This window comes from uncultured Winogradskyella sp. (assembly GCF_947496485.1).
Lineage (GTDB): Bacteria > Bacteroidota > Bacteroidia > Flavobacteriales > Flavobacteriaceae > Winogradskyella.
This window is the reverse complement of the sequence record NZ_CANMCZ010000008.1, coordinates 112,588-125,475: the sequence shown is the minus strand read 5'-3', so window position 1 is coordinate 125,475 and position 12,888 is coordinate 112,588. Positions and strand designations below refer to the sequence as shown.

Here is a 12,888-nt window from a genome sequence, read left to right as displayed (position 1 = left end):
TAAATAAAGAATTGAATAATTAAAAAATAACGAAAGCACAACAATGGCTATAAGTAATTGCTTGTTCTCGCCTACTTCTGAAAATCCTCGCGGATTTTCAGCTTGGTGTATACTTGCAAAGTTAAGTGCTAACCCACGCAACTACTCATAGCCGAGACCGCTGTGCGTCATTTTGGAGTTCGCGTAAAAATCAAAATTTGGAGTTTTAATGAAAAAATGGATTTTAATAATTATTGGAATTATTCTGATTGGAATAATCGGAATTGGAATTAAAATCAACACTGATTTTGACGACCTCGCAGAAGCTTATAATTCTGAACATTCTCTTGATGAACCGAATTTGAATATCCTTTCTGAATCTAAATCACCAAACGAAAAATATAAATATTACGAATATCAATTTGACAAAGGTGCACTTGGATATTCAAGAGTATTTTGGTCTGTAATAGAAAATAGTGAAAGTAGAAATGACCTTAAATCTGGATTGATTCCAAGTGGATACAAAATCATTGGGTGGAATGACGATAGCGAATTGACATTACAAAAATGGAAACCATATTACGAATCTAATACTACGTATGAACTCGATAATAAAACGAAATTCAATGGAATAAGAATACATATATCGAATACGGAACTAAATTCAAAAATTGAAAAGAAAGAAAAGGAAAACACAAGTATAGTTTCTGATACAATTACAAATTGGCAACTATATAAAGATTCGGAGTTACTATTTGCAAGTAATATGGTTGATTCAAACCGATTTACTGCCGAAATTAAAAAATCGGACAAATATGAAAATCTGTACTTGAAATTCTTTTATGACTTCAACAATGAAATTATGAAACGTGAAATAAAGTTGGTTTCCGAAAATAAAACTTTAGCAACATTTGAGAACGAAAGCAGAAGTCATTCACCTTTTCCGATAGAAAAATACATTTTGGATAGAATAAGAATGGTAAATCCAAATAAGGAAATGAAAATAGTCTATTCTGACCCAATTATGAAAAACGGAATTATAGTTGGACTATTAAAATTAACGAACGAATAAAAAAACGAACGCACAACAATGGCTATAAGTAATTGCTTGTTCTCGCCTACTTCTGAAAATCCTCGCGGATTTTCAGCTTGGTGTATACTTGCAAAGTTAAGTGCTAACCCACGCAACTACTCATAGCCGAGACCGTTGTGCTTCATTATCAGAAACCACTAACCAATGATTAAATTCTTTAGAAAAATTAGACAAAGACTACTCTCTGAAAACAAGTTCAGCAAATATCTGATTTACGCAATTGGAGAAATTATTCTTGTTGTTCTCGGAATTTTGATTGCCTTATATGTTAATAATTGGAATCAGAAAAAAGCTGATGCACGAAAAGAAAAAGCACTATTCGAGCAATTTATAATTGACCTTAAAAGTGATGCTCTTCGAATGAAAAATGTTCTTGAAATATCAAAAGAGCAAGAGGAAATAGCACAATATTATTTCAATAAGACAAATAACATTGAGTCGTCAAGTGATTCTATCAATCTGAACAGTTTTACAGCAGCTATAAGAATTCCAAATTCATTTAAAAGTAAAAATCAGAATTTTGTAGACCAAATTAATGATAAAGAATTATACAATATTTTAGTTGAGTATATGTACACAGAGAAAAGCTATTTAGATGGACTAACTTGGACAAATAGCTTTATTAGAGATAGGATACGAAATTATTTGGGCAAGAATAAGGCGTTTAATCTGAATGCAGTATTTAGTGAAAAACCAATAAAAGAAGTATTTAGTGAATCTGGATTACTACACAATACCGAACAATTTCAAAAGCTCTATGTTGACGGCGAATTTGAAAATATCCTTTTTACCTCAAAAATGCAATCTTATTCAAATATCAATGCAGCAAATACGCTTTTGGAAAAGAACAAGAATTTGATAAAAGAACTAAAAAAGAGAATTAAATAACGAAAGCACAACGTGTAAAGCTCATTGCTAAAAATTAGTTATGGTATTCTTTAACTAATCATACACGAGACCATTAGCAAATATTAAATAAACCAAAATGAAAAATATAATTTTACTATGTCTGACTATTCTTTTAATAGGTTGTAAAGAGCAAACAGAAAAAGTAGAGGTCAAATCAAAGGAAAACAAAGAATCTGTAAAGAAAAAAGAACGTCCAATAGCAGCTGAAAATGGTAAGTTTTTTGAAGTTAATGGAAAGAAAATGCTTTATGGTGGAGAAAATGAATATCAGCACTTTGACATAACTGATTATTTGCTTAAAGATGAACAGTTTCATTATGGAATTGGGCGCGAAAAATTTCCAGCATTATTGAAACCAGAATTTATTTCTGTTACAGAAGCTAACAAAGTTTGGGCAGATAGTACAAGATTTTTGTTGGCTAAATCTATTAAGGAGGTAAAAGCTTATTCTGTTAAAGACCTCACAAGACACGAAATTGTAAACGATGTTTTAGATGGACAACCTATAATGGCCGCTTACTGTATATTGGCTGATTTAGGAGCTATCTACGAGCGGAATTATGGAGATAAAGAATTGACCTTTGCATTAAGTGGTTATACTTACTATGATGAAGATGTTTGGAATGGATTAGATGGATTTGTGTTTTGGGATAGGGAAACAGAAAGCCTGTGGTGGCCGTTGATTGGAAAAGCTGTTTCTGGTCCTTTAAAGAACGTAAAACTTATTGAGATGGATAAAAGCAAGTGGAGCGACACTACTTGGAAAGACATAAGAGAAAATTATCCTAATGCGAAAGTTCTTGCGTCAGGACAAGACTTTAAAAGACCAACTCAATGGAAAAAAATAGAGGATGTAACTTCTATTGTAGAAAACTTCTCGAATGAAAAATAATAACGAAAGCACAACAACGTGTATAGCTCATTGCGGCTGAATTCCTAATCGGAATTCATTGCAATTTGCTATCTTTCGGTTACAGCAGAAAATCATAGCTGATTTCCCGCAACGAGCCATACACAAAACCGTTACCCACAATTTAAGAATGAACGAAAATGAATATGAATTAAGAGGGTTTTATAAACCCCATTTTTTTTCCATTGTTCTTAATGGTTCATTTGATATAGAATTCGATAAACTATCTAGGGAAGACTTGGGAACTTTTGTTCACGAATACACTCATTACCTACAAAATATAACAACAATTTTTGGTTTAAAGAATAGCCTTCTATTTTTCAGATATCTATTTGAAGTCAAAAAGTATATCAACGATTCTAAAGAACTGACTGTACCATTTAAAGAAATACCATTTAGTGTTGGTCTTTCGAAAGGAAAGGCAATTTTTGGTAGATATTATGGAACGAAAAAATCATTTAGCCCTGAATATGATAGAATTAAATTCTACACAAAGGAAATAACAGATAATGATTCTACTTATAAAATGGTACACTTTGATTTAGTCAAAGAAGAAAAAATAATTGAAACCATTGAACTAGGAAATTTATGTGTTAAAGAAGGGATGGCAAGACTATGTCAATTAATTTATGACGACCAAGTTGAGCATCCTACATTTCCGTACAAAAGTGTTGAATTACTTTGTGAAATTCTGAATCCGGAATTATTGAAAGATAAACGTAAGCTAATTGCGTTATGTATACTTGCTTTAAACTCACAGAATTGTGCAATGACTCTTTATGAGTTACTAATAGAGGTACGAACAGAACCCAAATTAAATGGTCTAGAAATTTACCAAAAGTATATAGTAGAACGTTGGGTAGTCCACAAACAAAAAAGAATAACTATTAACGAATTTTTACTTTCAACAATTGATAAATTTAAAGGCATTCTTTCTCATTCAATTTATGCAAAATTGCATCACTTTGAGAAAATGTTTGAAAACATTATCAATTCAATTAAGACAAACACTTCACCTCTTTTAGAGTTATTATATTCAGAAATTGACAATCACGAAAAGCTGAAAAATCTAATTTCTTTCTATGGAATACCTCACATTCGAACGAAAAACGGATATGAGTATTATCCATTAGGTTCAAAGGAAGGTAATGAAGATAATCCAGCTTTAGAATATCTTGACCTTTTAGGCCAAAGTATAGTTCTTGAAAGAGTTTTAAATTTTAATAAGGACACCATTTGCTCTCATTTTGTTCAATGCCAAAAAGCAAAAGAAGATATTACTGATGAACATTGTTTTGGAACACAATGGTTAAGAGAAAATCCTTGTGCATTTAAGGCGGTTAGTGATAATTGGAAATTGAATGAAAAAATAAACAGTGGGTAACACCGTGTATAATTAATTGCTTTGGCAAATGCTTATTTGGAAAATTCCTTCGGAATTTTCTCGCGTTCGTTTTTGTTTACTAAATTAGTTGCTGAAACACGCAACTAACCATACACAATCACGTTGTGTGTAATTAAAAGAAAAAGTGACTAATCAAGAACAAGAGTTTTTAGAAATCTGGAATGCTTCCGATAAAGGTGTTCAATTAAGCTTAACTAAATCTTTCCTTTATAAACATAATGACCTTAATTATCTCTACATACGTAATACATTAGGTTTAAAAAACCCTTCAGGTAATTCCTTACTACATATTGCATGTTTCCACAGGAATATTGAACTGGTTAGATTTTTAATAGACAAAGGAATAGATGTTAACCTAAATATAGATGGGAGTACCGCATTGCATAGCCTCATTACTGGCTTAGGTAAGATTGAAAACAAATATGAGATGATTTCCTCGTTGTTAAAAGCTGGAACAAATTTAGATTTTATTTATACAAACACATGGTATCCTCAAACTTGTTTTTTAGCGGCTATTCATTATGGAGATATGAAAGTTGTTGAAATGCTTAATGATTCAAACAGCGGTTCATGTTACGATAGCATAAGTTTTAAAAAAAGAGCTTTATTAACAGCTTGTCTTAATCAAGTAGACTTTAATATTTTTAAATACTGCATAGAAAATTACCCAGATTTTGAAACTCTTGATGAAGAAAACGGAACGCTTTTATTTAATGTATATTCAGACTTCCAAAAAACAAAAAAAATTTTAGAGTATAATAAAGTGAACATTAATCATGTCAACAATGAGAGAAATTCAGCGTTACATAATTCTGTAGAAAATGAAATTTCAAATTTTATTGATGGAGGCTATGAAATGAACAATAAAAACTCTCTATTATTATACCAAAATGGAATTGATAAAAATTTATGTAATAATGATAATGAAACAGCTTTTGATTTAGCTGTAGATTATGGTGGTGTAAAACTTGCTGAAGAATGGTATGATTTTATAAAATAACTACACACAACACCGTGTATAATTCATTGCTAGTAATAGCCTACTTACGAAAGTCCTCGCGGACTTTCTATCTGTGATTTATTTGCTAACTTTAGTGCTTAAACACGCAACGAAATCATACACTAGACCGTTGTGCGTCATTTAAGAAAACCCGTGAAATACATTAAATTGATTTTAGCAATTACTTTTTTAAGTTCGTGTTCAGCGAATAAATCAGTTGTCGGTTTATATGGTAAATGCGGAAAAAGTTATTTTGCTTGCACTCAAATTGAGCTGAAATCTGATAACACTTTTGAATATTATATTTTTTACGATGTTGGTGGCGGAAGTATTTTAAAGGGAACTTGGAAAAGGATTTCTAACGATACTATTGTAATAAACACTTTCAAACAACCACAATTCCCTAAAACGACATACATTGGAAAAGTAAATCCAAACTTAAAAGGAAAAGTAAAAATTCGAATATCTGATAAAGACGGCCCTTTAGGTGCTTCTAATGTTTTTATTAATGACAGAGCACAAATCAAGGTCGCAAATGAAAATGGAATTGCTGAATTTCAAGTCAACTCGATAAAAAACATTGAATATGGTTTTCTAAGTCAGAGCGAAAAAATTGAAATTGACAATCCGAATTATAATGAAATTGAAGTTTTAATAAAAGATTTGGACTTAAATGCAATACCTGAATTTATAACAAACGAAAAGATTATTTTTAAACGGAATAAAATTATAATGGACACCACTTATGTTTATAAAAGGACAAGTCTGAAAAATAAACAATGGAAATAGAAAACGAACGCACAACAATGGCTATAAGTAATTGCTTGTTCTCGCCTACTTCTGAAAATCCTCGCGGATTTTCAGCTTGGTGTGTACTTGCAAAGTTTAGTGCTAACCCACGCAACTACTCATAGCCGAGACCGTTACCATACATACCCAAAAAATGCCGAGAATCGAACTTCAAACTGAAATTAAAGCCGATAGAAATATAGTATTTGACCTTTCGCGAAGTATCGATTTGCATAAAATTTCGACTGAACATACGAATGAAGAGGCAATCGCTGGAAAAACAAGTGGATTAATCGGAATGAACGAAAGCGTAACTTGGAAAGCAAAACACTTTGGAATTTACCAAAATCTGACTTCCAAAATTACGGAATATGACCGACCAAAACACTTCTCGGACGAAATGGTAAAAGGAACCTTCAAAGAATTCAAACACGAACACCACTTTGCGGAATTGAATGGCGGAACTTTGATGACCGACATTTTTGATTATAAATCACCATTTGGAATTTTAGGAAAAATAGCTGACAAGCTGTTTCTCAAAAAATATATGACTGAATTACTAACTGAACGGAATCGAATTGTAAAGCAGTTTGCGGAATCTGATAGGTGGAAAGAAGTAATAACTGAATAAAGTACGTATGGTAACACCGTGTATAATTCATTACGGCGGAATTTCCTAACGGAAATTCCCTGCACTTTTGCTATCTTTCGTTCTTTATCGGAAAAATGGTTGCCCATTTTTCCGTAACGAAATCATACACAAGCACGTTGTAAACAATACCAATGAAACTCTTCGAAGACAAAATACGAACTGACAAAAAACCAGCTAAACATATAGATAATTCATATGATTTTTTTGACAGAAGTGATTCGGAAAAAGGAGAAGTCATAAGAGAGGTATTAAATTCTTGGTTTGACAACTATCCAGAAAACGAAAAAGCTGAATTTAAAAAACGATTTAGAAAAGAATTTTCATCAGCGTTATACGAATTGTTTATTTACGAATTATTCACAAAACAAGGATTTAAATTGGAATCACATCCCGAATTAAAGAATTCTACAAGACGACCTGATTTTTTAGCTAAAGGCAAAGATTTAGAATTTTATATTGAAGTAAAGGAGGCAACCGACAGAACAGATGCAGAAAGAGCTTACGAAAACAAAAAAAGTCAAATTTATGACATACTAAATAAGACAGATTCACCGAATTTCTGGCTTAAAATAAGTAAGATAAATTTTAAAACGGATAATCAACCGAGTGCAAAAAAGGTAGTTAGGTTTTTAGAAAATAAATTGCCTGAATACAATCCTGACGTAGCTATGGAAAATTTGAAAAATGACGGATATAAAGGTATTCCGCTACTTCACTTTGAAGATGAGAACCTACATATGGTTTTGAAACTTATTCCAAAAACAGGGGAAATAAGAGGTAAAAAAGATGTTAGACCTGTAGGAATGCTTGAATCGGAAGGATTTACTGGAGGAGCAGATGAATCGATAAAATCTGCACTTGCGAAAAAAGCAACTAGTTACGGAGAATTAGATAAACCATTTCTTATTTGCATTAATGCTAAAAGCTTCAGAGGAACTGACAATTATGATGTTATGGATGCACTTTATGGCAGCACACAAATATCTTATTCAACTGACCCAAATAATAGAGACGAACGTAAGGAAAGAGGAATGAATGGTTTTTTTAAAGATAGTTCTGGTCCAAAATATACAAAAGTTAGTGCAGTAATGATTAATCGATTAATTCTAGGACACGTAAAGGAAGGGAAATACTGGTTTGTACAGCATCCATTCGCACAAAAGGAATTAGATATTAATAAATTTGATATTAATAGGACATTTGTGGGCAATAATAAAATCATCACTAAAGAAGGAAAAGCTATCCGAGAATTATTAGATTTGGATAGATTTGAATTAAACTTTTGAGAGAGTACTGTTTACAACAACGTGTATAAAACATAGCTATTATAGGCTTTTCGAGAGGTTTGTATATGTTTACAAAGTACGCCAAATTTTTAATTTGGTTATATTAAGAAAAGAAAATTAAACATAAAAATTAAAAACTTGGCTCTGTGTTAATCCGAAAAATTAGTGTCTTTTTGCACGCTACGTTTCATACACAAGACCGTTGTAAGCAAGCTGAATGAACAACATAGAAACATACGAATTCAATGATTTTAAATACGTCAAAGATTATGATTCTTCTGACCATAAAGCGATTATTGAACACAACAAGGAAAAGCCAAAAAACATATTTAAATTTTATGCAATTTCGAGATTTAGTATTGATGCATTAATTAAAGGCTACTTCTATGCATCACATCCGATTGAATTAAATGACACTCTTGATTGTAGTCCCTTTTTATGGTATACAAGTAAGCCGATTGAGATTGAACAATATAAGAGACTTTGGGGAAATATTCTTTCGGACAAAGAATTAAATGAATATTTTGAAGAAGATTGTAATAAGGAAAACTTATGTAAAGGATTTATTTCCAATGTTTATGATACTGCCACTAATTTGTTTGGAATTATTTCTACAACTGGTAAAGAAAACAATCCCTTAATGTGGCCTCATTACACACAAGAAAAAGGTTTTCAAATTAAGTTCAATACTTCTGAATTAGAAAAAAGCATTGAAAATAAAATAACTGACGATGAGGAATATTTGGGATTATATCCAATAAATTACTCTCAAAAACTATCGCCTATTGATGTAAGTGCTTTCAGAACAATGCTTGTTCCTTTATATTATGCAACCAATATTAAATCGGAACAATGGAAATATGAAGATGAATGGAGATTTATTGTTGGAAAACAAAATATGGGAGTTCCCTACACTAAATCAGGACTTGTTCAAAGGGAAGATTATATTGTTGATAAAGCTAACCGATATGTGTATTATGACAGAGACCTCGTTGAAGAAATTTGTCTTGGTCATAATTTTTTTAATGCTCGTGAGTTTGAAATAGAATGGTTAGATGAAAAAAACATAAGAGTTAAACCGAGAGATATTGAAAACAATTGGGAATATAAAAACCAAGTCCTACTTTTAGAATACATCTTTGAAAATTTAAACGATAAACTTTACTACTCTGGAGTAAAATATGAACTTGATGACAATGAACAACATTTTCTAATTCGAACTAAAGAAAAACTTGGAATTAAAAAAACCGATAACGATTCATTTGTTATTACAAGAACAGATGACATAATAAGACTAATGAATTAAAAAAGCCAGCTTACAACAATGGCTATAAGTAATTGCTTGTCCTCGCCTACTTCTGAAAATCCTTGCGGATTTTCAGGTTGGTGTGTACTTGCAAAGTTAACCGCAAAACCACGCAACTACTCATAGCCGAGACCGTTGGCAATAATTAGGGTTCTCTACTACAGAATAAATTTAAAACTAAAATCAAGTTTAGCTATAAAATGAAACATATATCATATCCTGACTTTGCTATCGAAGGAATTCCTCATTCTAAAATAACCAAATTATTAAAATTTAATATAATAGATACTCTAAAATTAAAAGATGCTGAAGAATTCATTTGGCCATATTGGAAAAACCCTAATCCTAAAGATAAAGTCAACGCCATTATAAGCCAAGATTTAGATGGTTGGATATTCATATATTGGAATAGTGATAGTTTAAATTTTTTTACAAAGTTTATAGCTAAATTAATTTCAATGAATGCCAGTAGAATGAACTATTATTCATTTGATTCTCAAACTGATCATTACAATTGGATTATTTCTGAAAACGGAAAAGTTATTCGTGAATTTGAGTATTGTTGGGATGTACAATTGAACATAGGAAAACCTATTACTGAAATTGAGAAAAAATTTATTGAGAATGTAAATAAAGAAAATGCTGAATTTATATTTGGAGAAGATGTTCACAATTCAGTTTTTGAAAAGACCTGCGGAGTAGATTTAAAAAAGTTTGGTGAGGATACTGAATTTAGTGTTGGTACATTTGATTTATAAAAAATAACTATTGCCAACAACGTGTATAGTTAATTGCTTTGGCAAGTGCTTATTTGGAAAATTCCTTCGGAATTTTCTCGCGTTCGTTTTTGTTTACTAAATTAGTTGCTGAAACACGCAACTAACCATACACAAAACCGTTGGCAATAATTATGAAGAAACTGATGAACAAGCTATTTTATCTTTCGTTTTTAATGATAAGTTTCCTTGCTTGTAAAACGGAAACTAAAACTGGAATTGAAAATCTGGAGCAACTGAAAACCGAAAAGATTAATAGTTTAGGAAATCGCTATCTTGAATTAAACCGATTTAGTGGAGTTATATTGGTAACTAAAGGAGATTCAATTCTATACAGTAATAACTTTGGTTTAGCCGATTATGAAAACAATAAACCTTTTTCAAATAAAACCTCTTTTAGAGTTGGCAAAATTTCGGAATTAATAATTGTTAATATTATTCGTGAAATGGTTATTGAAGACAAATTTCAATTATCAGACAACATATCTAAATACATTCCAGAAACAAAATCTGAATTAACAATAAATGACTTACTAAATCATAAACCCAATTCAGTAATAGAATCTTCGGGAAAATCTGAGGAGAGTGATTTAGACTATAATAGTTTAGGATTACTTATTGAAAACATAAGCGGAAAAAGTTTCCAAGAAAACATTGAGGAATATAGTAACAATTTGGAATTGGAAAATACATATTTCCAAAAGGCAAGTTCGGATTTAGCTATTGGTTATCTTTATCATAACTATCAAGGCAATGGACTTGAATTACAAAAATCACCAGTTTCAAATTCGGAAAACACATTCAGCAATGGACTAAAATCAACGGCAAATGATTTGGCAAAAATCATTAGTTCAAATTCCGAAAATAAATTAGAGATAGAGGGTTATATAGAAGATGATGGCTTCAGTTATTCAGCAGTAAATAATCCACAAAATAAAACATCAATAATTGTTTTAAGCAACCGAAGGCATCCTGTTGCAAAGGAAATTTCAAATAGTATTGGTTCAATACTTGAGGATAAAGAATATAGACTTCCTTTATCAAGAATACCATTTGATATAGATAAAACTATTTTGAAAGATTTTATTGGTAACTATTCGCTAAATGAAAATGTAAATTTTGAAGTACTACATTCAAATGATAGTCTATTTGTGTTAATGGGACCTAACAAAACATATCTTGTACCCCAATCTACAAATCAATTTTATATGCAACAAATGGATGCTTCTATGCGATTTTTGAGAGATTCGACAGAAGTAGTTAATAGAGTTGCTCTTTTAAATGGATTTATTGAAAGTGAACAAACGGCGAATCGAATAAAATAACTATTGCCAACAATGTGTATAATTCATTGCTAGTTAGAGCTTACTTACGAAAATTCCGCTGGAATTTTCTATCAGTGATTTGTTTGCTAACTTTATTGCTGAAACACGCAACGAAACCATACACGAAGACGTTGGCAATAATTATGAGCAACTTTTCGAAAAATATAAAATATCTAGCTCTCATTAGTTCATTTTTCGTCAATTTTAGCTGTAATTCGGAATCTCAACCTGAACTATTAGAATATAATTCTAGTGAATGCCAAGAAGAAATATATTTTGAAAATTTATATAAATTACAAAATCGAATTTTAGAGATTAATAAGGACAATGATTATCATCTATACAAAATTTTTGCAGTAGCTAACTGTATTGGAACTCAAGAAGGCGAAATCGAACTGAAAAATGACACACTAAATTTAAACTTTCACGGTAAAAGAGAACGTCGAATTTATAAAGAGAAACAGAGTGATTCTACTGAAATTATTACTGAAGAATGGACTGAACCACGAGCCGATTGTGATTGTGTATTTAATCTATCTTATAAGATAAGTGGACTTGAAAACAAAGATTATGTTATAATTCTAAACGGAAAAAAAATAACCCAATCTAAACATAAATTTAAAGTAATTAGAAAACGACCAGCATTTTCAGTTATAGACAATGATACCATAAACTTTGTTGACATTTTCGGCTTAAAACAAGGATTACATATTCATAATAGAAAAGACGGAAAACAATATTCGAGAATTGAATATGTAAATGATGAAAAAGTAAATGGGTTAACAAATACTCATTACAATTTTGAAGGGTTTGACAAAGTAGAAACCTTTATGAAAAATAGAAAATATACCATCAAAAAATATTATAAAAACGGAAAGTTAATTAAGACTTGTGATACTGATGGTTCTTTTGACGAAGGAACTAATTGTAAATATGAAAAATAACTATTGCCAGCAACGTGTATAGTTCATTGCTCGGAAATTCCTATCGGAATTTCTTTCGCTTCTGAACAATGGGTTCTCCTCTATTTGCTATCTTAGTGCAGATGCAACGGCATCATACACGAACACGTTGCCATTCATTGGCGAAAAAAACCGAAAAACTAACTAAACTTAATTTTATGACAACAAAAAACAAAAAAACTTTATTCTTAATATCTGGAATTTTAACTGGAATAGTATTTATTAGCTCGATTTTCGATTCTGAACCTGGTTCATTATTTGGAAGTATTTGGCTTTTTAGATTAGGATGGTTAATTATGACTGTTTCATCTTTTGCAAGTTATTACAATATAAAAAAGTCTGAAAAAGAATCTAGTTAAACTCTGAATTCTCACTCAAATGTTGATTAAAGTTAATTCTGACTTTTTAGCTTGCTTGCGGAATCAGAATTTGATTTGAAAAAACCTAATTGAAAGCGGAATTTAGCAAGTTGCGGAATATAACGCTGACCGAATTC

14 protein-coding genes are annotated in these 12,888 nt (G+C 30.9%); all 14 read left to right on the top strand.

The window, feature by feature from the left end; genetic code table 11:
• The first annotated feature begins 208 nt into the window (after nucleotides 1-208).
• The 14 genes from Q0822_RS17725 to Q0822_RS17660 all read left to right on the top strand — a co-directional run bounded on the left by Q0822_RS17725 (nucleotide 209) and on the right by Q0822_RS17660 (nucleotide 12,751).
• Nucleotides 209-1,051 (top strand): hypothetical protein, encoded by an 843-nt coding sequence (locus Q0822_RS17725; RefSeq protein ID WP_299126266.1) that lies wholly within the window; start codon nucleotides 209-211, stop codon nucleotides 1,049-1,051.
• Between the two features lie 165 nt (nucleotides 1,052-1,216).
• Entirely contained in the window at nucleotides 1,217-1,960 is a 744-nt protein-coding gene (locus tag Q0822_RS17720; protein WP_299126264.1) for a DUF6090 family protein, read from the top strand.
• A 97-nt stretch (nucleotides 1,961-2,057) separates the two neighbouring features.
• Nucleotides 2,058-2,873 (top strand): DUF3179 domain-containing (seleno)protein, encoded by an 816-nt coding sequence (locus Q0822_RS17715; RefSeq protein WP_299126262.1) that lies wholly within the window; start codon nucleotides 2,058-2,060, stop codon nucleotides 2,871-2,873.
• Between the two features lie 58 nt (nucleotides 2,874-2,931).
• Nucleotides 2,932-4,275: a hypothetical protein gene (locus Q0822_RS17710; protein ID WP_299126260.1), complete on the top strand. Its 1,344-nt coding sequence runs from the start codon at nucleotides 2,932-2,934 to the stop codon at nucleotides 4,273-4,275.
• A 145-nt stretch (nucleotides 4,276-4,420) separates the two neighbouring features.
• Complete coding sequence (locus tag Q0822_RS17705; RefSeq protein ID WP_299126259.1) at nucleotides 4,421-5,296, top strand: ankyrin repeat domain-containing protein; 876 nt, start codon at nucleotides 4,421-4,423, stop codon at nucleotides 5,294-5,296.
• A gap of 153 nt (nucleotides 5,297-5,449) precedes the next feature.
• Nucleotides 5,450-6,085, top strand: a complete 636-nt coding sequence (locus Q0822_RS17700; RefSeq protein ID WP_299126258.1) for a hypothetical protein — start codon at nucleotides 5,450-5,452, stop codon at nucleotides 6,083-6,085.
• Nucleotides 6,076-6,210, top strand: coding sequence for a hypothetical protein (locus Q0822_RS17695; RefSeq protein ID WP_299126257.1), 135 nt, complete (start codon nucleotides 6,076-6,078; stop codon nucleotides 6,208-6,210). The genes Q0822_RS17700 and Q0822_RS17695 overlap by 10 nt, the downstream gene beginning before the upstream one ends.
• A gap of 29 nt (nucleotides 6,211-6,239) precedes the next feature.
• Nucleotides 6,240-6,716, top strand: coding sequence for an SRPBCC family protein (locus Q0822_RS17690; protein WP_299126256.1), 477 nt, complete (start codon nucleotides 6,240-6,242; stop codon nucleotides 6,714-6,716).
• 152 nt (nucleotides 6,717-6,868) lie between these two features.
• Nucleotides 6,869-8,023, top strand: coding sequence for a hypothetical protein (locus Q0822_RS17685; protein ID WP_299126255.1), 1,155 nt, complete (start codon nucleotides 6,869-6,871; stop codon nucleotides 8,021-8,023).
• A 217-nt stretch (nucleotides 8,024-8,240) separates the two neighbouring features.
• A complete protein-coding gene (locus Q0822_RS17680) occupies nucleotides 8,241-9,329 on the top strand; it encodes a DUF2971 domain-containing protein (RefSeq protein ID WP_299126253.1) in 1,089 nt (362 codons plus the stop codon).
• 200 nt (nucleotides 9,330-9,529) lie between these two features.
• Complete coding sequence (locus tag Q0822_RS17675; protein ID WP_299126251.1) at nucleotides 9,530-10,087, top strand: hypothetical protein; 558 nt, start codon at nucleotides 9,530-9,532, stop codon at nucleotides 10,085-10,087.
• Nucleotides 10,088-10,239: 152 nt separating this feature from the next.
• Nucleotides 10,240-11,430: a serine hydrolase domain-containing protein gene (locus Q0822_RS17670; RefSeq protein WP_299126249.1), complete on the top strand. Its 1,191-nt coding sequence runs from the start codon at nucleotides 10,240-10,242 to the stop codon at nucleotides 11,428-11,430.
• A gap of 143 nt (nucleotides 11,431-11,573) precedes the next feature.
• Nucleotides 11,574-12,374 (top strand): hypothetical protein, encoded by an 801-nt coding sequence (locus tag Q0822_RS17665; protein ID WP_299126248.1) that lies wholly within the window; start codon nucleotides 11,574-11,576, stop codon nucleotides 12,372-12,374.
• A 176-nt stretch (nucleotides 12,375-12,550) separates the two neighbouring features.
• Entirely contained in the window at nucleotides 12,551-12,751 is a 201-nt protein-coding gene (locus tag Q0822_RS17660) for a hypothetical protein (RefSeq protein WP_299126247.1), read from the top strand.
• Nucleotides 12,752-12,888: the final 137 nt, after the last annotated feature.

Coding starts and splice junctions, on each gene's coding strand:
- Q0822_RS17725 (WP_299126266.1), top strand. CDS start 209: ATGAAAAAATGGATTTTAATAATTATTGGAATTATTCTGATTGGAATA.
- Q0822_RS17720 (WP_299126264.1), top strand. CDS start 1,217: ATGATTAAATTCTTTAGAAAAATTAGACAAAGACTACTCTCTGAAAAC.
- Q0822_RS17715 (WP_299126262.1), top strand. CDS start 2,058: ATGAAAAATATAATTTTACTATGTCTGACTATTCTTTTAATAGGTTGT.
- Q0822_RS17695 (WP_299126257.1), top strand. CDS start 6,076: ATGGAAATAGAAAACGAACGCACAACAATGGCTATAAGTAATTGCTTG.
- Q0822_RS17690 (WP_299126256.1), top strand. CDS start 6,240: ATGCCGAGAATCGAACTTCAAACTGAAATTAAAGCCGATAGAAATATA.
- Q0822_RS17685 (WP_299126255.1), top strand. CDS start 6,869: ATGAAACTCTTCGAAGACAAAATACGAACTGACAAAAAACCAGCTAAA.
- Q0822_RS17680 (WP_299126253.1), top strand. CDS start 8,241: ATGAACAACATAGAAACATACGAATTCAATGATTTTAAATACGTCAAA.
- Q0822_RS17675 (WP_299126251.1), top strand. CDS start 9,530: ATGAAACATATATCATATCCTGACTTTGCTATCGAAGGAATTCCTCAT.
- Q0822_RS17670 (WP_299126249.1), top strand. CDS start 10,240: ATGAAGAAACTGATGAACAAGCTATTTTATCTTTCGTTTTTAATGATA.
- Q0822_RS17665 (WP_299126248.1), top strand. CDS start 11,574: ATGAGCAACTTTTCGAAAAATATAAAATATCTAGCTCTCATTAGTTCA.
- Q0822_RS17660 (WP_299126247.1), top strand. CDS start 12,551: ATGACAACAAAAAACAAAAAAACTTTATTCTTAATATCTGGAATTTTA.